General features: G+C 68.6%; 19 protein-coding genes. 12 read left to right on the top strand and 7 right to left on the bottom strand.

Annotated features, from left to right (window positions below; all coding sequences use genetic code 11):
- Positions 1-10 precede the first annotated feature (10 nt).
- The 10 genes from PVW49_RS18535 (at position 11) to PVW49_RS18490 (ending at position 10,478) form a co-directional block, all read left to right on the top strand.
- A complete protein-coding gene (locus PVW49_RS18535; protein WP_048534675.1) occupies positions 11-970 on the top strand; it encodes an ABC transporter permease in 960 nt (319 codons plus the stop codon).
- Positions 967-2,835 (top strand): dipeptide/oligopeptide/nickel ABC transporter permease/ATP-binding protein, encoded by a 1,869-nt coding sequence (locus PVW49_RS18530; protein WP_274591266.1) that lies wholly within the window; start codon positions 967-969, stop codon positions 2,833-2,835. Before PVW49_RS18535 ends, PVW49_RS18530 begins: the two co-directional genes overlap by 4 nt.
- Positions 2,835-3,836, top strand: coding sequence for an ABC transporter ATP-binding protein (locus PVW49_RS18525; protein ID WP_274591265.1), 1,002 nt, complete (start codon positions 2,835-2,837; stop codon positions 3,834-3,836). The genes PVW49_RS18530 and PVW49_RS18525 overlap by 1 nt, the downstream gene beginning before the upstream one ends.
- Complete coding sequence (locus tag PVW49_RS18520; RefSeq protein WP_074838257.1) at positions 3,833-4,546, top strand: SDR family NAD(P)-dependent oxidoreductase; 714 nt, start codon at positions 3,833-3,835, stop codon at positions 4,544-4,546. The genes PVW49_RS18525 and PVW49_RS18520 overlap by 4 nt, the downstream gene beginning before the upstream one ends.
- Positions 4,546-5,889, top strand: coding sequence for an NAD(P)/FAD-dependent oxidoreductase (locus tag PVW49_RS18515; RefSeq protein WP_274591264.1), 1,344 nt, complete (start codon positions 4,546-4,548; stop codon positions 5,887-5,889). The genes PVW49_RS18520 and PVW49_RS18515 overlap by 1 nt, the downstream gene beginning before the upstream one ends.
- Before the next feature lie 131 nt (positions 5,890-6,020).
- Positions 6,021-6,830: a creatininase family protein gene (locus PVW49_RS18510; RefSeq protein ID WP_048534680.1), complete on the top strand. Its 810-nt coding sequence runs from the start codon at positions 6,021-6,023 to the stop codon at positions 6,828-6,830.
- 112 nt (positions 6,831-6,942) lie between these two features.
- A complete protein-coding gene (locus PVW49_RS18505) occupies positions 6,943-7,944 on the top strand; it encodes a TRAP transporter substrate-binding protein (RefSeq protein ID WP_274591263.1) in 1,002 nt (333 codons plus the stop codon).
- Positions 7,941-8,504: a TRAP transporter small permease gene (locus tag PVW49_RS18500; protein WP_274591262.1), complete on the top strand. Its 564-nt coding sequence runs from the start codon at positions 7,941-7,943 to the stop codon at positions 8,502-8,504. Before PVW49_RS18505 ends, PVW49_RS18500 begins: the two co-directional genes overlap by 4 nt.
- Before the next feature lie 3 nt (positions 8,505-8,507).
- Complete coding sequence (locus PVW49_RS18495; RefSeq protein WP_274591261.1) at positions 8,508-9,791, top strand: TRAP transporter large permease; 1,284 nt, start codon at positions 8,508-8,510, stop codon at positions 9,789-9,791.
- Positions 9,792-9,800: 9 nt separating this feature from the next.
- Entirely contained in the window at positions 9,801-10,478 is a 678-nt protein-coding gene (locus PVW49_RS18490; protein ID WP_082154647.1) for an RraA family protein, read from the top strand.
- A gap of 28 nt (positions 10,479-10,506) precedes the next feature.
- Here PVW49_RS18490 and PVW49_RS18485 read toward each other — a convergent pair whose 3' ends face one another.
- Positions 10,507-11,421 (bottom strand): LysR family transcriptional regulator, encoded by a 915-nt coding sequence (locus PVW49_RS18485; protein ID WP_074838169.1) that lies wholly within the window; start codon positions 11,419-11,421, stop codon positions 10,507-10,509.
- A 38-nt stretch (positions 11,422-11,459) separates the two neighbouring features.
- On the opposite strand from PVW49_RS18485, the gene PVW49_RS18480 reads away from it, so the two are divergent.
- The gene (locus tag PVW49_RS18480) at positions 11,460-12,392 is read left to right on the top strand and encodes a 2-hydroxyacid dehydrogenase (protein ID WP_274591260.1); all 933 of its coding nucleotides are present in this window, start codon (positions 11,460-11,462) and stop codon (positions 12,390-12,392) included.
- A 16-nt stretch (positions 12,393-12,408) separates the two neighbouring features.
- Here PVW49_RS18480 and PVW49_RS18475 read toward each other — a convergent pair whose 3' ends face one another.
- Genes PVW49_RS18475 through PVW49_RS18465 form a run of 3 tightly spaced genes read right to left on the bottom strand, consistent with a single transcriptional unit; the run spans position 12,409 to position 15,776 of the window.
- Positions 12,409-13,140 carry an SDR family NAD(P)-dependent oxidoreductase gene (locus tag PVW49_RS18475; RefSeq protein ID WP_274591259.1) on the bottom strand — a complete coding sequence of 244 codons (732 nt, stop codon included), beginning with the start codon at positions 13,138-13,140 and terminating at the stop codon, positions 12,409-12,411.
- Between the two features lie 28 nt (positions 13,141-13,168).
- The gene (gene ggt, locus PVW49_RS18470; protein WP_274591258.1) at positions 13,169-14,821 is read right to left on the bottom strand and encodes a gamma-glutamyltransferase; all 1,653 of its coding nucleotides are present in this window, start codon (positions 14,819-14,821) and stop codon (positions 13,169-13,171) included.
- Between the two features lie 40 nt (positions 14,822-14,861).
- Positions 14,862-15,776, bottom strand: a complete 915-nt coding sequence (locus tag PVW49_RS18465; RefSeq protein ID WP_274591257.1) for a LysR family transcriptional regulator — start codon at positions 15,774-15,776, stop codon at positions 14,862-14,864.
- Between the two features lie 85 nt (positions 15,777-15,861).
- Between PVW49_RS18465 and PVW49_RS18460 the strand changes: the two genes are divergently transcribed.
- Positions 15,862-18,726: an FAD-binding and (Fe-S)-binding domain-containing protein gene (locus PVW49_RS18460; RefSeq protein WP_274591256.1), complete on the top strand. Its 2,865-nt coding sequence runs from the start codon at positions 15,862-15,864 to the stop codon at positions 18,724-18,726.
- Positions 18,727-18,748: 22 nt separating this feature from the next.
- On the opposite strand, the gene PVW49_RS18455 is transcribed toward PVW49_RS18460, so the two are convergent.
- Genes PVW49_RS18455 through PVW49_RS18445 form a run of 3 tightly spaced genes read right to left on the bottom strand, consistent with a single transcriptional unit; the run spans position 18,749 to position 23,058 of the window.
- A complete protein-coding gene (locus PVW49_RS18455; RefSeq protein WP_074838150.1) occupies positions 18,749-19,819 on the bottom strand; it encodes an ABC transporter ATP-binding protein in 1,071 nt (356 codons plus the stop codon).
- Positions 19,816-21,999, bottom strand: a complete 2,184-nt coding sequence (locus tag PVW49_RS18450; protein ID WP_274591255.1) for an ABC transporter permease — start codon at positions 21,997-21,999, stop codon at positions 19,816-19,818. Before PVW49_RS18450 ends, PVW49_RS18455 begins: the two co-directional genes overlap by 4 nt.
- A 33-nt stretch (positions 22,000-22,032) precedes the next feature.
- Positions 22,033-23,058, bottom strand: coding sequence for an ABC transporter substrate-binding protein (locus tag PVW49_RS18445; RefSeq protein WP_048534702.1), 1,026 nt, complete (start codon positions 23,056-23,058; stop codon positions 22,033-22,035).
- Positions 23,059-23,100: the final 42 nt, after the last annotated feature.

The following is a 23,100-nucleotide window of genomic DNA, read 5'->3' as shown; positions in this document are numbered from 1 at the left end:
GCGGTCCCCGATGGTCAGATACATAGCCTACCGCAGTCTCGTCGCGATCTTCCTGGTCTGGGTGGTGGTGACGCTGGTCTTCCTGTTGCTGCACCTGATCCCCGGGGATCCGGCGGAACTTCTGCTGAGCCAGGGCAGCATCGCGCCCGACCCGCAGGCGGTGGCCGCGCTGCGCGAGAAGATGGGGCTCAACGCCCCGCTGTGGCAGCAGTATCTCGACCATCTGGGGGGGCTGCTCTCGGGCGATCTCGGCGCGTCGTTCCGTGACGGCGCGCCGGTGATGGAACAGATCGCCACGCGCCTGCCGCGCACGCTCGAGGTGATTTTCACCGCCGCCCTGCTGGCCAGTCTGGCGGGGGTGCCGCTGGGCACCTGGGCGGCGATCCGCGCCGGCGGCAAGGCCGACGGTTTCGTTTCGTTGCTGGCCTCGGCGGCGCTGTCAACGCCGGTCTTCGTGGTCGGCTCGGTGGTGATCCTGATCTTTGCGCAACAGCTGAAATGGCTGCCGGCGGGCGGTTTCGTGCCGTTCTCGGAGGATCCGGTGCAACACCTGAAACTGCTGATCCTGCCGGCCGGCACCGTGGCGCTGAGCCTCTGGGCGGTGATTACCCGGATGACCCGCGCCTCGGTGCTGGAGGTGCTGGAGCGCGACCATGTGCGGACCGCCCGCGCCAAGGGGCTGGGCCGCAACACCATCCTGCGCCGCCATGTGGTGCGCAATGCGCTGATCCCGGTGCTGACGGTGCTGGGGCTCGAGATGGGCACGCTGATCGGCGGCACCGTGCTGGTCGAATTCGTGTTCAACTGGCCGGGTCTGTCGGGCTATCTCGTCGCCGCCGTCGACGCCCGGGACTATCCCGAGGTGGTCGGTATCGTGATGACGATCTCGGTACTCTTTGTCTTTCTCAACCTGGTGGTGGACGTGGTCAATGCCGCGCTCGACCCGCGTATCTCGCTGGTGACGCCATGAGCCGATCGACCCGAAAACTGCTCCTGCCCGGCGGCATCGTCCTCGCGCTTGTCACCGTGCTGCTGCTGGCGCCGCTTCTGCCGCTGCACGACGTGCGCGCCATGGACATCCCGAACCGTTTCGCCGGCCCGTCGGCCGCGCATTGGCTGGGCCAGGACGAGTTCGGCCGCGACGTGCTGGCGCGGCTGATCTGGGGCGGGCGGGCCTCGCTGTTCATTGCCGTCGGCTCGGCCCTGGCGGCGGCCACGATCGGCACCCTGCTGGGCCTGCTTGGCGGCTATTTCCGCGGCGTCGTCGAAGTGCTGACGGTGCGCGCCGCCGAGGTGCTGCTGTGCCTGCCGCCGCTGTTGCTGGCGCTGCTGGTGGTGACCATCCTCGGCGCCGGCACCTGGCCGCTGATCCTGGCGCTGACGCTGCTCTATACCCCGAATTACGCCCGCGTCGCCTATGCCGCGACGCTTCAGGTGCGCGGGCTGGATTACGTCACCGCACAGCGCGCCATGGGCGCGCCGCCGCTGACCATCCTCGGCCGCACCATCCTGCCCAACGTGCTGCCGCCGCTGCTGGTGCAGATGTCGCTGGTGGTGGCCTCGGCCATGGTGATCGAGAGCGGGCTGAGCTTCCTCGGCCTGGGCGTGGTGCCGCCGACGCCGTCCTGGGGGCTGATGATCCGCGCCGCCCGGGGCGCGATGGAACAGGCGCCGATGCTGCTGGTCTGGCCGTCGCTGGCGCTGGCCGGCACCATCCTGACCTTCAACCTGCTCTGCGACCGGCTGCAAACCGCGCTCGACCCGCGCGAGGTGACCAAGGGCGGCGCGCTGTGGATGCGGCGGCCGGGGCGGCGCAAGACGGCGGCGGCGCGGCGGCCCGGGGCCGCGGACGACAACGGGCCGCTGGTCGAAATCCGCAACCTCGCCATCTCGGTCGGCCGGACGCCGCAGATCGACCTGGTGCGCCGTGCCGGGCTGACGGTGATGCCGGGCGAGACCGTGGCGCTGGTCGGCGAGAGCGGATCGGGCAAGACGCTCACCAGCCTGGCGCTGCTCGGGCTTCTGCCCGACCAGCTTCGGGTGAGTGCCGGCGAAATGCGCTATCGCACCCGCGCGGGCGTGGTGCTCGACCTGGCGCAGATGGACGAAGAGGCGTTTCGGGCGCTGCGCGGGCCGGAGGTGTCGATGGTGTTTCAGGACGCCGCCGCGGCGCTCAACCCGGTGCACCGGGTCGGCGACCAGCTGGCGGAGGCGCTGCGCGCCGGCGGGCTGACCGGCGAGCGCGCGGTGCAGGCCCGTGTCGTCGAGCTGCTGCGCCATGTCGGCATACCCGATCCCGAACGCCGCCGCCGCGCTTATCCGCACGAGCTTTCGGGCGGGCAGCGCCAGCGCGCGATGATCGCCCTGGCGGTGGCCAATTCTCCCCGGCTGCTGGTGGCCGACGAACCGACCACCGCGCTCGACCCGACGATCCAGGCCCAGATCCTCGACCTGTTCCGCAAGCTCAAGACCGACACGCCGGACATGGGGCTGATCTTCGTCACCCATGACCTTGCGGTTGTCTCGGAACTGGCCGACCGGGTGGTGGTGATGTACGCCGGAGAGGTGGTCGAGACCGGGCCGGTGGCCGAGGTCTTTGCCCGGCCGAAACACCCCTATACCGCGGCGCTGATCGCCTCGGTCCCCGAGGGCGCGGCAGATCAGCTGCGCGCCATTCCCGGCAGCGTGCCGCCGCCGCATGACATGCCACCGGGCTGCCGGTTTGCGCCGCGCTGCGATCATGCGCTGCCGCAATGCACCAGCCGGGTGCCGGAAACCAGCCACCCGGAGGCGTCCCGCAGCTCGCGCTGTATCCGCTGGAAGGAGGTCTGCTGATGTTCGACATGGGAGCCAAGCCCGCCCCGCTGGTCGAGGCCCGGGGCCTCGCGCGGAACTTTCCCGGCCGGCAGGGCCTGCTGGGCCGGGTGCGCGATGTCTGGGCGGTGCGCGATGTCACCCTGGCGCTGGCGCCGGGCGAGACCGTCGGCGTGGTCGGCGAAAGCGGATGCGGCAAATCCACGCTCGGCCGGATGATGATGGGCCTCGACCGGCCGACCGAGGGCCGCGTCAGCTTTGACGGCCGCGATCTGGCGGCGCTGTCGGCGGCCGAGCGGCGAAAGCTGTCGCGGCGCATGCAGATGGTGTTTCAGGATCCCTTCGGCTCGCTCGATCCGCGGCGCAGCATCGGCGCGCAGATCACCGACGGGCTGCGCATTCACCGGCTGGTGCCGCCCGGCGAGATCGAGGCCGAGCTGTTTCGCCTGCTCGATCAGGTCGGCTTGCCGCGTTCGGCTGCGTCGCGCCGGCCGCATGCCTTCTCCGGCGGCCAGCGCCAGCGCATCGCGGTGGCCCGCGCCCTTTCGACCCGGCCGGATTTCATCGTCGCCGACGAGCCGGTCTCGGCGCTCGACGTGTCGATCCAGGCGCAGGTGGTCAACCTGCTGATGGACCTGCGCCGCGATCTCGACCTCGCGATGCTGTTCATCAGCCATGATCTGCATGTGGTGCGCCATCTCTGCACCCGGATCGTGGTGATGTATCTTGGCCGGGTTGTCGAAGAGGGCCCGGCCGAACGGGTGTTTGCCACGCCGGCGCATCCCTATACCCGGGCGCTGCTGACCGCGACGCCGAGCCTGAAGCCGCGCCCGACCGGCGGCGCGCCGCGAATTCTGCCCGGCGAGTTGCCGAGCCCGGCGAACCCGCCCTCGGGCTGTCCGTTCCGCACCCGCTGTCCGCTGGCCGAGGCGGCCTGCGCCGAGGCGGTGCCAGCGGCGCGCAGGATCGAACCGCGGTGGCAGGCCGCCTGCATCAAGGCGGCGCCGGAGGCGGTGGCATGAGTGCGCCGGTGGCGATGATCACCGGCGGCAACCGCGGCATCGGGGCGGCGATTGCGCAGGCGCTGGCGGCGCGCGGCTACCGGCTTGCGCTGGGGCTGCGCCGCGCCGGCAGCCTGCCGCCCGAGATCGCCGCGCTCGATCCGCTCGAGGTGCCTTACGATGCCGCCGATCCGGCCGCCGCCCGCGCCTTCGTGGCAGCGACCGAGGCGCAGTTCGGCCGCATCGACGTGCTGGTCAACAATGCCGGAACCGGCGGCCCGCTGGAGCTGATGCCGGAGGCGCCGCAGCCCGATGACGAGATGGAAACGGCGCTCGAGCAATTGCTGGCGGTGAACGTCAAGGCGCCGTTCCGGCTGACCCGGGCGGCGCTGCCGGCGCTCTGCCGGTCGGGGCAGGGCCGGGTGATCGTGCTGGCCTCGCTCTCGGGCAAGCGGGTGCTGGGGTTGAACGCCGGCTACCAGATGACCAAACATGCCGCTGTGGCGCTGTCTCATGCCGCCCGCCGGGCCGGCTGGGACAGCGGCGTGCGGGCCTGCGCCATCTGCCCCGGTTTCACCGCCACCGACATGACCCTGCGCCACGATCTGCCGCGCGAGGAGATCACCCAGCCCGCGGATCTGGGCCGGCTGGTAACCGAGATCGTGCGCCTGCCGAACAGCGCCAGCGTCTCCGAACTGGCGGTGAACTGGCGCTACGAGCCGGGGCTGTGATGCGGCCCTGGGTGACGACGGTGGCGGGCGACGCCGATCTGCCCGAGGCGGTGGACCTGGTGGTCATCGGCGGCGGCATCATCGGCTGTTCGGCGGCGCTCTGGGCGGCGGAGCAGGGGCTGCGGGTGGCGCTGCTGGAAAAGGGCCGGATCGCAGGCGAGCAATCGGGGCGCAACTGGGGCTGGGTGCGGCGCATGGGCCGGGCGGCGGCGGAATATCCGCTGGGCATCGCGAGCCTGACGCTCTGGGCCGGGCTGAACGCCCGCATCGGCCGCGACACCGGCTTTCGCCGCTGCGGCATCGTCTATGGCGCCGGCAGTGCGCGCGAGGAGGCCTGGCTCGACCGGGTCGAGGCCGAGGCTCGGCGTTTCGGCCTCGGGGTCACGCGGCTGGATCGCGCCGGGCTGGCCGATCACTTTCCCGGCGCGCGGCTGGCCGCCACGACGGCGCTGATGACCGCTGACGACGGCCGCGCCGAACCGGCGCTGGCGGCGCCGGCGCTGGCCGAGGGCGCGCGCGACGCCGGGGCGGCCGTGCTCACCAATTGCGCCGTGCGCGGGCTGGAGACCGAGGCCGGCCGGGTGTCGGCGGTGGTGACCGAGCGCGGGGTGATCCGCTGCGGCGCCGCCATCCTTGCGGCCGGAGCCTGGTCGCGGCTGTTCTGCGGCAATCTCGGGATCGATCTGCCACAGGTGCGGGTGCGCAGCTCGGTGCTGCGCACCGCGCCGGTGGCCGGCGGCCCGGCGCTGGCGCTCGGCACCGGTCGTTTTGGCATCCGGCCGCGGGCCGACGGTGGCTATACCGTGGCGCGCCGCGGCCGCACGCCGGTGCAGCTCACCCATGATCTGCTGCGCCAGGCGCCGCGCTTTGCCGCCGGGCTGCGGCAGAACCGCCGCGAGATTTCCCTGACCGTGGATCGCAGCCTGATCGACACGCTGGTCACGCCGCGGCGCTGGCGCGGCGACGAGATCAGCCCGTTCGAGCGCTGCCGGGTACTCGATCCCGCGCCGCAGGACCGGCTGCTGGCGGCCGCGCTGCGCGACGTCTGCCACAGCTTTCCGGCGCTTGCCGGCGTGCCGGTGCGCGAGCGCTGGGGCGGGATCATCGACGTGACCCCGGACGGGGTGCCGGTGATCGACCATGCCCCGAGGTTGCCGGGGCTGGTGATCGCCACCGGCTTTTCCGGCCATGGTTTCGGGCTGGGCCCCGGTGCCGGGCAACTGGCGGCGGAACTGGCCACCGGCGCCGCGCCGCTGGTCGATCCCGCGCCATTCCGCCTTGCCCGGCTGCCCGGCGCGCGCCGGGCGGCGGCCGCCGCCGGTCCGCTCCGCAAGGGCGCCTGAGAGGCGCTGCCAAGCCTCTGGCGGCACGGCAAAAATTTTCTCTATCGGCTGACAAACCCTTTGAATTGGACGGCGCCGCCCGCGACCGGTTCACTGCATGTGACAGTGACAAGCATTTCAAGGAGCCCCTCATGATCAACAAGATCCGCATGGCGGAACTGACCTCGGAAGAGGCGCGGCAGGCCCTGACCGCAGAGGCCGTCGTGCTGCTGCCAATGGGCTCGCTCGAGGATCAGGGCATCCATGCGCCGATGGGCGATTATCTGGCCGCCGACCTGATGGCGGTGGAGATCGCCAAAGCGGCCCGCGCCGAGGGCGTGGCGACCTTTGTGGCGCCGGTGATCCCCTTTGGCGGACGCGATTACTTTGACAGCAGCCATGGCGGGATCTCGATCAGCCATGCCACGCTGTGCGGCATTCTCGACGACATGTTCGCCTGTCTCAACCGGCACGGCATCCGCAAGGTGATGATCGTCAACGGCCATGGCGGCAATGTTCCGGCGATCACCGAGGTGACGCTGCGCTGGCGCCAGAAGGCCGGGCTTTTCGTGCCGTCGATGTATCTCTGGCAAGTGGCCTATGGCGAGCTGCCGGGATTGATCGGCCCGGAGCAGGCGGCGAAATCCTCGGGCCATGGCGGCGATCCGCTGACCTCGGTCGGGCTGCATTTCTATCCCGACCTGCTGCGCCCCGACCTGATCCGGCCGGCTCCCGAAGGCGCCGAGATCAAGGGGCTGGCGATTTCCGGTTTCAACACCGTCACCGTCGACGGCGCCAGGATACAAGTGCCGATCGAGGCGCTGGAGGCCACCGAGACCGGCGCCTTCGGCTGCGACCCGACGCTCTGCTCGGCCGAGACCGGCGACAGGCTGGTGGCGCGGCTGGCCGCCATCGGCGCCACGCTGGTGCGCGACCATGTCGCCCCGGGCCTGCACGACTGACCGACCCCATCCCGCGGACCGGCCGACACCGAACCGCCAACCCCCGGCTGCCAAGCAAAGACATCATGAACCGGACAACCGGTCGCGCAGCCCCCAACACGGAGAGAAGACCATGACCAAGACGATGCGACTGACCCTGACCACCGCGCTGGCGCTGGCGCTGGCCGGCCCGGCGCTGGCCGAGACCACCTGGCGCATGGCGACCAAGATGCCGGTGGACAGCCCCGAGGGGCAGGTGTTCGCCAAGTTCGCCGAGCTGACCGAGGAATACACCGATGGCGAGCTCAAGATCGATGTCTTTCCGAACGAGCAGCTCGGCAAGGAAGACGCGGTACTCGAGCAATTGCAGGCCAATATCATCCAGGTCTACGCCGAGGGCTTCGGCTACATGAAAAAATGGGAGCCGGCGCTGGCCTGGGTCGCCGCCGCCTTCGCCTTTGACAATTACGACCACTGGCAGCGGTTCATGACCTCCGAGACGGTGACCGGCTGGTTCGACAACGCCGCTGAACAATCCGGCGTGCGGCCGCTGGGAGATCCGACGCAGGTGCTGCGCGGGCCGTACCGGGTGATGGTGTCCAACGTGCCGATCGAGAGCGCCGCCGACATCGCGGGCGTCAAGCTGCGGATGCATGAGAACAAGGTGGCCATCGAGACCTGGGACCACCTTGGCGCCGAGGTCATCACCCTGCCGTGGACCGAGGTCTATCAGGGCATCTCCAAGAGCATCGTGCAGGCCGTGAACTCGCCGATTGCGCTGGTCGAATCGATGCGCTTCAACGAGGTCGCGCCCTATATCACCCGCCACGACGAATATTGGCAGTCGATCGGTTTCATGGTCAACGAACAGGCGCTTGCCGCGCTTGACGAGGAGACCCGCGCCGGGCTGCTCAAGGCCTATGAGGCGGCCGGCGATTATTCGCAGGAGGTGATGTTCGGCGTCGCCGAAGAGAGCATCGCGCGAATGGAGGAGGCCGGCGCCACCTTCAGCGTGCTCGACACCGCGCCGCTGGTCGAGAAGATGCAGAGCTTCTACGATGACATGGCCGCGCAGGGCGAGCTGCCCGAGGGCTTCATGGCGGCGGTCGAGGCCAGCCGGGCCTCCGGCCAGTGACGCCTTACGACTATACTCCCAGGGGCCCGCGACAGCGGGCCCTCAACCGGATCGACCGGCTGAACTGGGATCTGGGCGGCATCTTCATGTGGCTGTCGAATGCCTGCCTGCTGGTGATGCTGGGGCTGACGGTGGCCACCATCATCCTGCGGCCGATGAGCCTCGCGCCCTACTGGATGTGGCCCTGGACCATGGTGTTTTTCATCTGGCTCAGCTTCTTCGGCTTTTTCGCCATGTACGTGCGGCTCAAGGATGTGCGCGTCGATTTCATCGCCGGTCTGTTCGGCCCCGCCGGCATGGCCGTCACCCGGCTGCTGAGCGATGCCGCGACGCTTTCGGTGACCGGCGTGCTGCTGTGGCAGTTGCCCAAGGTCATCGCCACCTCGCGCGGGGTCTATGACGGTGCGATCCTGCCCGCCGGTTTCGAACTGCCGCGGCTGGCGCTGTCGATCCCGCTGTTCGTCTCGGCCGCGCTGGTGACGCTGACCGCGCTGCTCGACCTGGCCAAGATCGGCGCCGGGATGCCCGAGAACGTCGCCGACCATCACCCGGAGAGCTGACCCATGGCCTGGATCCTGATCGGAACCTTCATCGCGCTGATCCTGGTGCGCGTGCCCGTTTCCATCGCCATCGGCGCGGCGACGGTGCTGACTTTTGCCACTTCGGATTTCTCCTCGGCGATGCAGATCATCCCGCAGCAGATGCTCGAGGGGGTCAACAAGGCCTCGCTGACCGCGGTGCCCTTTTTCATCATGGCGGGCAACCTGATGAACGCCACCGGCGTGACCGAGCGCATCTTTGCCTTTGCCAATGCGCTGGTCGGCCATCTCAAGGCCGGGCTGGCGCAGGTCAACATCCTGTCGTCGATGATCTTTGCCGGCATCTCGGGCGCGGCGGTGGCCGATTGCGCCGGGCTGGGCGCAATCGAGATCAAGGCGATGCGCGAACGCGGCTACAAGGCCGATTTCGCCGCGGCGATCACCGTCGCCTCTTCGGTGATCGGGCCGCTGATCCCGCCCTCGATCGGGCTGGTGATCTATGCCTTTCTGGCGCAGCAGAGCATCGAACGGATGTTCCTTGCCGGGCTGGTGCCGGGGCTGACCGTCGGGCTGGCGCTGATGATCTATGTGCGGCTGCGCGCCGGTTTCGAGCAATTTCCGACCCAACCCCGCGCCACCCCGCGGCAGGTGGTGGGCAGCGCCCGTCACGGCTTTGCCGCGCTGATCGCGCCTGGCATCATCCTGGGCAGCATCCTGTTCGGCTTTGTCACCGCCACCGAGGCCGGGGTGCTGGCCTGCCTCTACTGCATCGGGCTTGGCATCTGGTATCGCGAGCTGACCCTGCGCAACTTTGTCCAGGCGCTGTCGGATACAGCGATGATGACTTCGGTGATCATGATCATCATCGCCTTTTCGATTGCCATGGGCTGGTTGCTGGCGATCGACCAGACGCCGCAGAAACTGGCCGACTGGACCTTTTCGCTGACCGAGAGCCGGCATGTCTTTCTGGCGCTGCTGCTGATCTTCATCGTGCTCGTCGGCTGTGTCGTCGAGGGCGTGCCGGCCAAGCTGATCCTGGTGCCGACGCTGCTGCCGCTGATCGACGCTTACGGCATCGACCGGGTGCATTTCGGCATCATCATCCAGCTGGGCCTGCTGATCGGCATCGCCACGCCACCGATGGGCATCGGGCTCTACATCGTCTCGGAGGTCGGCCGCGTCCGCTTCGAGCGGGTGACCCTAGCCGTGCTGCCGATGCTGCTGCCGCTTTTCGCCGTGCTGATCCTGCTGACCTATGTGCCGCAGATCGTGACCTTCCTGCCCGACCTCGTGCTGGGCCCGCAATAAGGACGAACCATGACCAACCTGACCTACAAGATGAACCCGATGCCGACGCCGATCGCGCAGGACAAGCTCGACCGTCTGGCCAAGCTGGAAACCGCGACCATCGGGCATTTCTATCACTTCGGCTTTGCCGCGCCGGCGATTCAGCCGGTGCTGCCCGGCAAGGTGGTGGCGGCGACGGTGGCGACATTGGCCATTCCCGGCCTCGATTCGACGCTGCTGCACCATTGCCTGAGCCAATGCGGGCCGGGTTACTTCCTGGCCGTCGACCGGCTGGGCGACAGCAAATATGCCTGCTGGGGCGGCGGCGTGACCCGGATGGCGGCGATGATCGGGCTGGAGGGCGGCTGCGTCGACGGCCCGCACACCGACACCGCCGAGATCGAGGAACAAGGCTTTGCCATGTGGTCGCGCGGTGCTTCGCCGGTGACGACGCGGCTCTACAACACCGGCGGCGGCTTCAACGTGCCGGTCTCGATCGGCGGCGCGGCGGTGCTGCCGGGCTATGCGGTGCTGGCGGATGCCTCCGGGGTGCTGTTCATCGCGCCCGAGGATCTCGATGCGGTGCTGGAAGAGGGCGAGTTGAAGACCGAGCGCGGCCGCATCAGCGAGGCCAAGGTCAGCGACGGCACGCATCTCGGCCAATTGTCCGGTGCGACGAAGATGGTCGAGGGCAAGCTGGGGGGCTGACCCCCGTTGCCTACGATGTAACCTGACCCTAGTTGCCCTCGATGTAAGAGGTATAGCGCGGATGATCCCGACACCAGGCCTGCGCGCTGTCGCGTGCCAGTTCCAGAACCAGCTTGACCTGCTTGCGCCGCGCCCGGTTGGCGTAGGTGCAGGCGAGGTCGAGCGGCGGGATCTTGTCGGTCACCTCGAGCTGGACCAGCCGGCCGTCGGCCAGCTCCTGCTCGACGCCGGCCAGGGCCAGCGCCGAGGCGCCATAGCCCCGCCGCAGCATGTCGTACATCGTCGACAGCGAATTGCCGTAGTGCCGCGCCGCCGGCTGCGAGCGCATCTCGTCGATGACCTCGGCCACCGGGTTCCACATCGGCGATGTCTTGGGATAGAGTACCAGCGGCAGATTGCGCAGCGCCTCGGGCGTCAGCGGCTGCACCACGCCCTGCACCAGATCCGGCCGTGCCACCCAGCCGACATCGAAGCGGGTGGTGAAGGCGGCCTCCGGCACCCTGTCGCCGCCGGCGGTGAAGGCGAGATCCAGCGTCCCGGCATCGATGAAACGCGCCAGTTGCAGATCCGAGCTGGAATAGACGTCGAGGGTGATCTCCGGGAGTTCGTCGCGCAGCCGTTGCAGCAGGATCGGCCCCCAGGTCAGTGCCGCCATCCCAGCCAGGCCGATGGTCAGCCGCTGCTTGTGCTTGTCCAGAAGCCGGGTGTTCATCGTCTCGCGCAGGTTCAGGAACTGCAACGCGAAATCCGCCACTTCCATGCCCTGATCGGTCAGCCGGAAGGCCGGGGCGTTGCGGTCGATCAGGGTCTTGCCGAGATCGGTCTCGAGCGACTGAATCCGCGCCGAGACCGCCGGTTGCGTCAGCCCGAGGCGCTGCGCGGTCTGCCGGTAGTTCTGAATCTGGCTGAGCCAGTAGAAGGCCTCGAGCTGTTTGAAATTCATCCCCTAACTCCCCGACACGAACAATGAAGGACAGACCCATGAAAGCCGCCGTCTACCTGCCCCTCGAAGACAAGATCCAATGGTGGGTCGAGATGCTGCAAGGCCTGCTGCCCGGCTGGCAGGTCGTCGCGATGGATCAGGCGAGCGAGCCGGAAAGCATCGACGTCGCCGTGGTCTGGCGCCCGCGCACCGGCGATCTCGCCCGGTTCGCGAACCTCAAGGCCATCGTCTCGATCGGTGCCGGCATCGACCATGTTCTCGCCGACGAAAAACTCCCCGTCGGCGTGCCGATCATCCGCACCGTCGGCGACGACCTGACGCAGCGGATGCGCGAATACGTCGCCCTGCACGTGCTGCGCCATCACCGCGACATGCCGCGCCAGCTTCAGGCCCAGGCCGAGGCCGACTGGCACGCCATCGTGGTGCCGGTGGCGCCGAACCGCACGGTCGGGGTGATGGGGCTGGGCAATCTCGGTGCGGCGGCGGCGCAGACGCTGGCCGGGCTGGGCTTTGCCACCCGTGGCTGGTCGAAATCGCCCAAGGAGATCAGCGGCGTGACATGCTATTCCGGGGCCGAGGGCTTTGACGCCTTCCTCGACGGCTGCGAGATCCTGGTCAACCTGTTGCCGCTGACCGAGGCGACGCGCGGCATCCTGAACGCCGAGCTCTTCGCCAAGCTGCCGCGCGAGGCCTGCGTGATCAATTGCGCCCGTGGCCCGCATCTGGTGGATAACGATCTCTTGGCGGCGCTTGACAGCGGCCAGGTGAAACAGGCCACGCTCGACGTCTTTCACCAGGAGCCGCTGCCCGCCGATCACCCGTTCTGGAGCCATCGCGGGATCACCGTGACGCCGCATATCGCCTCGAAGATCGATGCCGACACCGGCGGCCGGATAATTGCCGAGAACCTGCGGCAGTTCGCCGAGACCGGCACCTGCCCCGATGTGGCCGATGCGGCGCGCGGCTACTGATATCCGGCGGGGGCCCTCAGACATGTTGGCCCCCGTTCACGTCGATCGAGCTGCCATTGACATAGCCGGCCTCGGCTGAACACAGGAACAGCACGACGCGGGCGACCTCGTCGGGCTGGCCGAGCCGGCGCATCGGGATCAGGCTGGCCATCTCCTCGGTGCCGGGTGACAGGATCTCGGTCTCGATCTCGCCCGGGGTAACCATGTTTACCCGGATGCCACGCGGGCCGAGCTCGGCCGCCGCCTCGCGGGTCAGGGCCGCCAGCGCCGCCTTGGAACAGGCATAGGCGGTGCCGGCAAAGGGGTGCACGCGGGTGCCGACGATGGACCCGACATTGACCACCGCGCCCGTACCACGCGCGAGCTCGGGCATCAGGTCGCGCATCAGCGCCGCGGGGCCGATCAGGTTGACCGCAAGCACCTGCCGCCAGATCTCGTCGCTGCTGGTGGCCACGCCGAGGCGCTCGCCCTGCGGCCCCTTCGGCGAGATGCCGGCATTGTTGACGATGGCGTTGAGACCGCCGTCGCCCAATGTCTCGCGCAGGCGCGCCACCAGATCGGCGCGCGCGGCCGGATCCGCCAGATCGCCCTGGAAATGATCGGAGGTGCCGGCGTGCCAGGGGCACCGCGCATCGAAGGCGCTGCGCGAGACTGTCAGCACCCGCCAGCCGGCGGCCTGGAACAGCTTGACCGTGGCGTGGCCGATCCCACGGCTGGCGCCGGTGAGCAAGAGTGTCTTCTGGGTCATCCGGTGCGTCCTTTGCGGTCTTGTCGGCTCAGATATGGAAGGAGACGCCGGCCTCGGCCAGCCCGCCGCCCATCGCCGAAACCGTGCCGTCGGCGCGCCAGCAGGCGGCGCCGGTCATCTGCCCGCCCGGCCCGAAGGCGATGGCGTTCATGCCGCCGCCGACATGCGGCACCAGGGCGACTTCGTGGCCCCTGGCTTCCAGCGCCTCCCGGTGATGGGCGTAGTCGGGTTCGAGTTCGACATGACCGCCTTCGGTCCAGATCCGCGGCGCCTCGACCGCCTGTTGCGGGGTGAGGCCGAAATCGATCAGGTTGACGATGGCCTGCATCGCCGAGGGGAAGATGCGGAGCGCGCCGGGCAGGCCGAGCGCAAAGCGCGGCACGCCATCCTTGAGCACCATCATCGGCGCCATCGAGGTCGGCACCCGCTTGCCGGGCTGGATCGACAGCGCCTTGCCGGGGTGGGGATCGAAATTGTACATGTAGTTGTTGGGGATGATGCCGGTGCCCGGCACCATGATCCGCGCCCCGAACAGGCCGTTGATGGTATGGGTGGCGGAAACCACGAAACCGTCGCGGTCGGCCACGGTGACATGGGTGGTATTCCGGCTCTCATGGCCCGGCGGCACCTGCCCGGCGCCCCCGGCATCGCGCAGCCGGGCGCGGCAGTCGCGGGCGTAGTCCTTGGAAATCAGCCGCTCGACCGGGATGTCGACGAAATCCGGGTCGCCCGAGGCGGCGCGGCGGTCCTCGAAGCCGACGCGGATCACCTCTGCCAGAAGATGCAGTCGCGCGGCGCTGTCGAAGCCCATGGCGGCGAGGTCGTAGCCTTCGAGGATGTTGAGCATCTGCGCCACATGCACGCCCGAAGAGGCCGGCGGCGGCGGCCCGGCGATCTGGTGGCCGCGATAGTCGGCAAAGATGGCATCGCGTTCGCGCGCCCGGTAGTCGCGCAGATCATCCAGCGAGACGCTGCCCTCGGCGCCCAGCCTTTCGACCAGCGCCGCGCCCAGCGACCCGCCGTGCAGCGCGGTGTCGCCCTCTCGGGCGATCTGCCGCAGGCTCTCGGCATAATCGCCCTGCACCAGCCGGTGGCCGGGCGTGGCGGGGGCGCCGCCCGGCAGGAACAGCGCGGCGATCACCGGGTCGCGGGCCAGATCCGCGGCATGGCGCTGGATCGTGCCGTTGAGATAGGCGGTGACCCGGAAACCGCCTGCGGCCAGCCGGATCGCCGGGGCGATGACATCGGCAAAGGGCAGGGCGCCCTGCGCCGCCTGCATCGCGCACCAGCCACGCAGGTTGCCGGGCACCGCCACCGCCGCCGGGCCGACGAGATTGCGGCGGCCTTCCGTCTCCATGTAATCGGGCAGCCGGTCCGAGACCGGGCGGAACATCCCGGGCGTGGCGGCGGCGCCGGCATGCGACAGGCAGTCATAGACCACGTGGCGGCCGTCCGGGGTGCGCAGATGCGCGACGCCGCCGCCGGCAATGCCCACCATCATCGGCTCGACCACGGTCAGCGCCAGCAACGCGGCGACCGCCGCATCCACGGCATTGCCGCCCGCCGCCAGCATTTCGTGGCCGGCGGCGCTGCCCAGCGGGTGGTTGGTGACGACGACGCCGCCGGACCCGCTGGCCGGGGCCTTGCGGCAGGTGAAGGGCAGGGAGGGAGCTTGCGTCATGATCGGTCCTGTGGTCGGGCCCGCGCAGGGCGTCCTGGGGTCATGGGGCGGTGGCGCTTTCGGTGAGGGCCGGCACCCGCTGCTCGAGCGTCGCGACGAAGGCGCGGGCGGCCTCGGTCAGCGGCCTGCGGGCCGGCTCCAGCAGGTAGAGGCTGCGCCAAAGGTCGAGGCCCGCCACCGGCACAAAGCGGATTTGCGGGTCGCGGAACAGCAGCACCGCGTTCCTGGGCAGAAGCGCGACCCCCAGCCCGGCGCGCACCATGCAGAGTTGGGCAATGGTCGAATGGGCGCGCAGCTGCGGCGCGAGAAAGGCGCGCGGGATCGCCGCGCAATCGGTCAGAAGCTGCTGGGTGCCGGCCTGGGCGTCGAGCCCGATCAGCGAGGCGGCGTCGATCTCGTCCAGCCGCACGGCGTCGCAGCCGGCAAAGGCGTGACCCGCCGGACAGGCCAGCCCGATCTCGTCGCGCAGGATGCCGCGCTGGCGCAGATCGGCCGAATGTTTTGCCCGCCCGGCGATGGCGATATCGAGCCGGCCCTCGGCCACCATCTGCGCCAGGCGTTCGGCGATGTCGTCGTGCAGCAAGCATTGCAGCCCCGACCGCCCGGCAAGGAAATCCGCCAGCACCGGCGCCAGCAGCTCCGAGATCGCCGAGGGGGAGGCGCCAATGTGCAGCGTGCCGCTTTCCAGCCCGGCGCGGGCGCTGAGCCGGTCGATTGCCCGGTCCATGCCGGACACCAGCGGCGCGGTATCGGCAAGAAAGTCGCGGCCGAGCGGCGTGATCGAGGGCGGCCGGGTGCGACGGTCGAACAGCGGGGCGCCGATGTCGGCCTCGAGCTGGCGCATTAGCTCCGACAGCGCCGAGGGCACGACACCCAGCGATTCTGCCGCCGCGGCGAAGGTTCCCTGCGCCGCGATTGCATGCAGGGCGCGGAGATGGCGGAAATTGATATTCAATTTGTCTGTCGAAGCTTTCATGTTATTCGGAAAATATGATACTAAACGCCACAAAGCAACAGATTCCGACAAAAGGCGGCCGAATATGAGTGAGCTTCCGCAGACAGGCGACGGCGCGGCGGTTGCCATCGAAGCGCTGGACGAGGCGCTGCGGCAGGCCGGATTCCGCGGCGCGCTGGACGGTGACAGCGCCCTGCGCGAGGCGATGTCGACCGACAATTCGGTCTATCGCATCTGCCCCGATCTGGTTGCCGCCCCGTGCGATGCCGCCGACATGGCGGTACTGGTGGCGGTGATGCATCAGCCGCGGTTCCGCGCCATCCCGCTGACCGCGCGGGGGGGCGGCACCGGCACCAACGGCCAGAGTCTCAACCGGGGCGTGGTGGTCGACACCCGCCGCCACATGCACCGCTTGCTGGCGCTCGATGCCGAGGCCGGGTGGGCCGATGTCGAGCCGGGCCTGGTACTCGACGATCTGAACGCGCAGATCCGCGACACCGGCTGGTTTTTCGCACCGGAAACCTCGACGTCGACCCGCTGCACCATCGGCGGCATGGTCAGCACCGACGCCTCGGGCAAGGGGTCGCGGGTCTATGGCAAGACCTCGGACAACCTTGTGGGTCTTGAGATCGCGCGCCCCGAAGGGCTGTTGTGGAGCGGTGACCCGGCTCCGGACTGGGCCCGGCCGATGCTGGCCGAGGCCGGGCGTGCGGCGCGCGACGGCCGCGCCGCGTTTGTCGCGGCCACCCCCGCGCTGAACCGGCGGTTCACCGGCTACGATCTCGAACGCGCCTGCCCCGAGCCGGGCGGCTTCGACTGGTGGCGGCTGTTTCCCGGCGCCGAGGGCACGCTGGGGCTGATCTCGCGCATCCGCGTCCGGCTGCGCCGCATCGAGGCCGAGAAACGCCTGATCCTGGCCGGCTTCGACGGGTTTCGCGCCGCACTCTCTGCCGCGGTTCCGCTGGCGCGAGGGGCGCCGACCGCCGTCGAGGTCATGGACGCGCGCACCCAGGGGCTGGCCGCCGACGCCGGTCTGCTGGACGCGCTGCCCGAGGCGCTGCGCGCGCCCGACATCGCCCCGGTGTTCATCGAGGTCAATGGCACCGGCCCCGAGGAGGTCGAGGCCCGGGTGGCGGCGATCGGCGAGATCCTGGCCAGCTTGCCGGGGCTGCGCGCCACCCATCTCGCTGCCGGACGAGACGAAATCCGCCGGCTCTGGGCGGTGCGTTCGGCCGGGGTCGGCCTGCTGGGCCGCACGGAAGGCCGCGCCCGGCCAGTCGCCTTTGTCGAAGACGCGGTGGTGCCGCCGGAGAACCTGGCCGCCTTTCTCGACGACTTCCTCGCCACGCTGGATGGCTTCCGCCTGAACTACGGCATCTATGGTCATGCCGATGTCGGCTGCCTGCACGTTCGGCCGGCGCTTGACATCGACCGCGACGCCGACCGCGCGATCTTGCAGAAAGTCTCGGATGCGGTCTTTGCGCTGACCCGCAAGCATGGCGGCATCTTCTGGGGAGAACACGGCAAGGGCGTGCGCGGAGCCTATCTGCGCGACTGGATCGGCGATGAGGCCTATGCCGCGCTGCAAGGCGTCAAGGCCGCCTTCGACCCGGAGGGGCGCTACAACCCCGGCAAGCTGGTGGCGCCGCCCGAGCGGTTGATGGGCATCACCACCACCCCGTTCCGGCCGTTCAACGCGCCCGAGGGCGACCCGCTCGACAAGGCCTTTCGCTGCAATGGCAATGCGCAATGCCTCTCCTATGCCGCCGCGACGCCGATGTGTCCCTCGTTCAAGGCCAGCGCCGACCTGCGCCACAGCCCGAAAGGCCGGGCCGATGCGCTGCGGGCCTGGCACGGCGCCCGCGACAGCGCGCCGCCGGCAGAGCTGGCCCGGCGCGAGGCCGAGCTGCATGTGGTGCTCGATACCTGCCTTGGCTGCAAGGCATGCGCCACGTCTTGCCCGGTGCAGGTCGACATTCCCGAGATGCGCAGCCGGTTCCTGGCCGACTACCACCGCCGCCACCGGCGCGGTCTGACCGAGCGGCTGACCCTCCTGGCCGAGCGCGCCAGCCCGTTGGCGCTGTGGCTGGCGCCCGTTGTCGCGCCCCTCTGGCCGCTGCTTCGCCCGCTGGCCGAAAGGCTGACCGCCACCACCGATCTACCGCCGCGGCTGGCCCGGCGGCTGGCGCCCGAGCTGTACCTGCGCGACAACGAACTGGCGGGGTCGCTGCCCGAGGGAAGCGTGATCCTCGCCCAAGACTGGTTTACCGCGCTCTTCGACGCGGCCGCGCAGCGCCAGGCCGTGGCCGGGCTCCGCGCATTGGGCTATTCGCCGCGTCTGCTGCCGCTCTGTCCCGGCGGCAAGGCCGCCCATGGCGCCGGCGATCTGCCGGGCTTTCGGCGCCTTGCCGGTCGGCTGGCCGCGCGCCTGCACCGCGCGGCGGCCATCGGGGCGCCGATCCTGGCGCTCGATCCGGCGTTCGGCATGATGCTGCGGCAGGAATACCCAAAGGCCGGGATTCGCGCGCCGGCGGTCCTGATGCCGCAGGAGTTTCTGGCGGAAGAGCTGGCGCGGGGCCGGGCCTTTCCGCAGGCCGGGCAGGACGGGGCGCGGCTGCTGGGCCATTGCACCGAAGTCACCGCCAATCCGCAAAGCGCCCGGCAGTGGCGGCAGGTCTTTGCCGCGCTCGGGGTCGCGCTGGAAACACCCGACACCGGCTGTTGCGGCATGGCCGGGCTGTTCGGCCACCAGGCGCGCCATCAGCGCATGTCGCGCGATCTCTTTGCCCTGTCCTGGCGGGATCAGGTCGATGCCCCATATCCCACCGCCGCCTGCGGCTTTTCGTGCCGCAGCCAGGGCCACCGCCTCGCCGGCCGCGATCTGCTGCATCCGCTGGGCCTGATCGCCGCGGTGCTGGCGCCAGCGGCCGCGGCCAGGCACCCGGGCTGACCGGCGGCGGCGTGCCGGGGGGTCATTCGTGCAGCAGCACCGGGCCTTTAGCGGCAAAACCCATCCGCACTTCGGCCCCGGGCGCCAGCGGCGCATCCACATCCTCATGCACCGCAAACACCTGTCCGAAGGCGCCGGTCAGCGTGTATTCCATGCGCACACCCACATAGGTCGCCTTGGCCACGGTGGCGCGGATGCCCCGGTCATCGCCGATCCTCAGCCGGGACGGGCGAACGGCGATGGTGGCCGGGCCTTCCGAAAGACCGCGCGAGGGCAGGTCGTGGCGATAGCCTTCGATGTCGATCGTGGCGGTCTGGCCGTCGATGGCGACGATGGTGCAGGCCAGCAGGTTGGCTTCGCCGATGAAATCCGCGACAAACCGGTCATTGGGCGCCTCGAAAAGCTGGCGCGGCGTGCCGATCTGGGCGATCGCGGCGTTGCGCATGACGACGATCTCGTCGGAGACCGCCAGCGCCTCTTCCTGATCGTGGGTGACATAGACCACCGTCAACCCGAGATCCTGCTGAATCGCGCGGATATCCTCGCGCACCTGGCGACGGAGCTTGGCATCGAGGTTGGAGAGCGGCTCGTCGAACAGAAGCACCTGCGGTTCCAGCACCAGGGCGCGGGCGACGGCCACGCGCTGCTGCTGTCCGCCGGACAATTCCGACGGCAGCCGGCCATCAAAACCGCGGAGGCCGACGAGATCGAGGCCGTGAAGCGCGCGGCTCCGGGCCTCGTCCCTGGCAAATCCCGAAAAGGTCAGCCCGTACATCACGTTCTCCAGAACGTTCATGTGCGGAAAGAGCGCATAGGACTGGAAGACCATGGAAACGTCGCGGTCTGTCGCGGGCAGTCTGGTCACGTCCCGGCCACCGATGAGAATGCGGCCCGCGCTGGCCATCTCGAGCCCGGCGATCATGCGCAGGGTGGTGGTCTTGCCGCAGCCGGAGGGCCCGAGCAGCGTCACCAGCTTGCCGGCGGCCACATCGAGATCGATCCGGTCGACGGCCACCACGTCCTTGCCGAAGAGCTTGGACACGCCTTCGAACCGGACCGGGGCGGCCTTGGAGCCGATTTTGCTGTCGCTCATGAAGTTCTCCCGGTTCCGAGTTCGGTGCGCCGGCCGATCTGAACCCGGCCGACGAGAAATTGCAAAAGCCCGACCGCGGACAGCATGACGAAGATCAGCGTCGTGGAATAGGCGATGGCGAGGCCGTAATCGTTGTTCTCGACGCGGCCGATGATGTAGCTCGTGGCCATGTCGTATTCCGCCGAGACCAGGAAGATCACCGCCGAGATCGCGGTCATCGCGCGAACGAAGCTGTAGACCAGGGCGGCGAGGATCGCCGGGCGCAGCAGGGGCAGGATGATCCGGCGGAAGGTCTGCCAGGAATTGGCCCCGAGGGTCAGCGAGGATTCGTCGAGCGACCTGTCGAGTTGCGACATGCTGGCGATACCGGCGCGCACGCCGACCGGCATGTTGCGGAAGATGAAACTGACCACCAGGATGACGCCGGTGCCGGTGATCTCGATCGGGGGCACGTTGAAGGCCAGGATATAGCTGACGCCGATGACGGTGCCGGGGATGGCAAAGCTCAGCATGGTTCCGAACTCGAAGGCGTTCTTGCCGGCAAAGCTCTGCCGGGTCAGGAGGTAGGCGGTGATCAGCCCGACGGCGGCGGTCAGCGGCGCGGCGATGGCGGCAATGCTGATCGTGGTCCAGAAACTGTCCCAGGCGGCCCCGGTCCAGCGGATGCCCGCCTCTTCGACGCGGACCGAGAAGGCGGTGACATAATGCTTGAGCGTCAGCGCGTTGTTGACCCCCCAGAGCTCGACGATGCTGCCATAGACGATCATGCCGTAGACCACGATGGTGAACAGGCCCCAGCCGATCACGATGATCTGCACCGGCACCGAGAGGCCGGTCGGCATCAGGGGATGCATGCCCGCGTCGCCCTTGCCGGTGACGGTGGTATAGCTTTTCTTTCCGAGCCAGGCGCGTTGCGCGTAAAAGGCCGAGAGGGTGAAGAACAGCAGCACCATGGCCAGAACGGCGGCACGGCCCTGATCGTATTGCGCGCCGACGATGGCAAAGAAGATCTCGGTCGACAGGACGTCGAAATTGCCGCCGAGGACCAGCGGGTTGCCGAAATCAGCCATGCTCTCGATGAAGCCCAGAAGAAAGGCATTGGCGAGCCCGGGGCGGATCAGCGGCAGCGAGACGGTCCGGAAGGTCTGCCATCTGTTGGCGCGCAATGTCTGAGCGGCCTCCTCCATCGAGGGCGAGACCCCTTCGACCACGCCGATCAGCACCAGAAAGGCGATCGGCGTGAAGGCGAGGGTCTGGGCGATCAGCACCCCCGGCATGCCGTAGAGCCAGCGGGTGGGCTGCGTGCCGAACATCTCGGCGACAAATTGGGTGACCGAGCCCGAAAGCCCGAACAGGAGGATCAGCGCGAGGCCGATCACGAAAGGCGGCGTGATGATCGGCAGGACGGTGAGCGCCCGCAAGGCCCGCTTGTAGCGAAAGCCCGAGCGCGTCACCACAAGCGCAAAGCAGAGGCCCAACACCGTGGTGATCAGCCCGACGAGGATGGCGAGGGCCAGCGAATTCCAGGCGGCGCCGCAGCGGGCGCCCCAGAAACAGCCGATGCCCCAGAGCCGGTCATCGAAGAACTTCGACAGGAAGACGCTGACCGAATAGGCGCCGTCCTCGGTGACGAAGGCGGCAAACAGCATTCTGGCGATCGGAAAGAACACAAAGGCGGTGACAATGGTGATCACGCCGCCGATGGCGCTGACCACAAAGACATCGCCGTTGATCGCCCCCCGCGCGGCGACGCCCTGGGTCAGCAGGAAGAGAAAGGCCGAGGCGCAGATCATCGCGCCGTAGCCCATGCCGAACTGGCGGATCGGGAGATCTCCGAACAGCGCCTCCTGCCAGGCGAAGCTGAAGCCGCGGATGCCGATGGAAAAGCCCTGCACGATCATCCAGCCGAACCCGAGCGCCCCGGCAAGGATCAGGATGCGGGCATAGATCGGGTCGTTTTTTGCCCGCCGCAGCACCAACAGCGGCAGCGCCAGCGGGAGCAGGAGCGGCGCCAGCCACAGCTTTTCGCCCTGTCCGATCAGGAACAGGGCCGGCGCGACATCCGCATCGAAAGGATAGCCGCCGGTCAGCCAGTCGAACGACCACAGGCCATCCTCTACCATGTACCATGGCAGAAGGCCGAAACCGACCCACCCGGCAAGGATCCAGAAGATCAGCACCGGGTGAGCGGTCTTTTCCGGTTCCTCCCTCACTTACTGCGGCAGGACCGAGACTTCCTCATCCCATTTCTGCAACAGCCGTTTGCGTTCGTCCGAGGAGCCGTATTTCTTGAAGTCATAGTCGATCAGCTTGATCTGGCTCATGTCGGGGGCGCTTTCGGAGGTTTCGGCCGCCATGTTCGACGGCACCTGGAAGGCGTTCACCTCGAGCGCGAGGTTCTGCGCCTCGGCGCTGAGCGCCCAGTCGTAGAACTTTTTCGCCTCGTCCAGGTTGCGGGCGCCGTCGATGATCGACATCGAGCCGATTTCGTAGCCGGTGCCTTCGCAGGGGGCGACAACCTTGATCGGGAAGCCCGAGACCGCCTGTTTCACCGCATCATGCATGAAGACGATGCCGATGGTGTTTTCGCCGCGACCGGCGGCCTTGATCGGGGCCGAGCCGGATTTGGTGTATTGGTTGATGTTCTTGTGCAGGCCCTTCATGAACTCGAAGCCCTCGTCTTCACCGAAGATCTGCACCATCGAGGCCAGCGTCGTATAGGCCGTGCCCGAGGAATTGGGATTGGCCATCTGCACATGGCCCTTGTACTCGGGTTTCAGCAGGTCTTTCCAGCAGGCCGGTTCGGGCAGGTCGTTGGCGGCGACAAGATCGGCGTTGTAGCCATAACCCAGCGCGCCAGAGTAGATGCCGATGGTCCGGTTTCCGGCGCTTTCCGCCTGCGAGATCGCCCAGTCGTGCAACTGGTCGCGCATGGGCGAGACATATTCCATGGTCAGGCCCTCTTCGGCGGCCTGCAAATGCGGATCGCCGGTGCCGCCCCACCAGACGTCGCCCTTGGGGTTCGCGCTTTCGGCGCGGACCTGCGCAAAGGTCTCGCCGCTGGACTTGCGTGTCATGTTGACGTCGATGCCGGTGGCATCCTCGAAACTGCGCGCCATCAGCTGGCACCAGTCTTCCTGCGCCGAACAGTAGAGCGTCAGCTTTTCGGCCTGTGCCGCCCCCAGCGACGCGGCATAGGCGATCAGCGACAGGGCTGCGGTACGTGTCAATGTCTTCATGTCTTCCTCCCTTGGGTTTGGTTTGGCCGTTTTTCCGGCCTT

This window comes from Marinovum sp. PR37, from assembly GCF_028807375.1.
GTDB lineage: Bacteria > Pseudomonadota > Alphaproteobacteria > Rhodobacterales > Rhodobacteraceae > Marinovum > Marinovum algicola.
This window is presented reverse-complemented; position numbering and strand designations above follow the sequence as displayed.

Excerpts from the sequence above, each read along its gene's own strand:
- PVW49_RS18535 (WP_048534675.1), top strand. The coding sequence starts at position 11 with ATGGTCAGATACATAGCCTACCGCAGTCTCGTCGCGATCTTCCTGGTC.
- PVW49_RS18530 (WP_274591266.1), top strand. The coding sequence starts at position 967 with ATGAGCCGATCGACCCGAAAACTGCTCCTGCCCGGCGGCATCGTCCTC.
- PVW49_RS18525 (WP_274591265.1), top strand. The coding sequence starts at position 2,835 with ATGTTCGACATGGGAGCCAAGCCCGCCCCGCTGGTCGAGGCCCGGGGC.
- PVW49_RS18520 (WP_074838257.1), top strand. The coding sequence starts at position 3,833 with ATGAGTGCGCCGGTGGCGATGATCACCGGCGGCAACCGCGGCATCGGG.
- PVW49_RS18515 (WP_274591264.1), top strand. The coding sequence starts at position 4,546 with ATGCGGCCCTGGGTGACGACGGTGGCGGGCGACGCCGATCTGCCCGAG.
- PVW49_RS18510 (WP_048534680.1), top strand. The coding sequence starts at position 6,021 with ATGATCAACAAGATCCGCATGGCGGAACTGACCTCGGAAGAGGCGCGG.
- PVW49_RS18505 (WP_274591263.1), top strand. The coding sequence starts at position 6,943 with ATGACCAAGACGATGCGACTGACCCTGACCACCGCGCTGGCGCTGGCG.
- PVW49_RS18495 (WP_274591261.1), top strand. The coding sequence starts at position 8,508 with ATGGCCTGGATCCTGATCGGAACCTTCATCGCGCTGATCCTGGTGCGC.
- PVW49_RS18490 (WP_082154647.1), top strand. The coding sequence starts at position 9,801 with ATGACCAACCTGACCTACAAGATGAACCCGATGCCGACGCCGATCGCG.
- PVW49_RS18485 (WP_074838169.1), bottom strand. The coding sequence starts at position 11,421 with ATGAATTTCAAACAGCTCGAGGCCTTCTACTGGCTCAGCCAGATTCAG.
- PVW49_RS18480 (WP_274591260.1), top strand. The coding sequence starts at position 11,460 with ATGAAAGCCGCCGTCTACCTGCCCCTCGAAGACAAGATCCAATGGTGG.
- PVW49_RS18475 (WP_274591259.1), bottom strand. The coding sequence starts at position 13,140 with ATGACCCAGAAGACACTCTTGCTCACCGGCGCCAGCCGTGGGATCGGC.
- ggt (WP_274591258.1), bottom strand. The coding sequence starts at position 14,821 with ATGACGCAAGCTCCCTCCCTGCCCTTCACCTGCCGCAAGGCCCCGGCC.
- PVW49_RS18460 (WP_274591256.1), top strand. The coding sequence starts at position 15,862 with ATGAGTGAGCTTCCGCAGACAGGCGACGGCGCGGCGGTTGCCATCGAA.
- PVW49_RS18455 (WP_074838150.1), bottom strand. The coding sequence starts at position 19,819 with ATGAGCGACAGCAAAATCGGCTCCAAGGCCGCCCCGGTCCGGTTCGAA.
- PVW49_RS18445 (WP_048534702.1), bottom strand. The coding sequence starts at position 23,058 with ATGAAGACATTGACACGTACCGCAGCCCTGTCGCTGATCGCCTATGCC.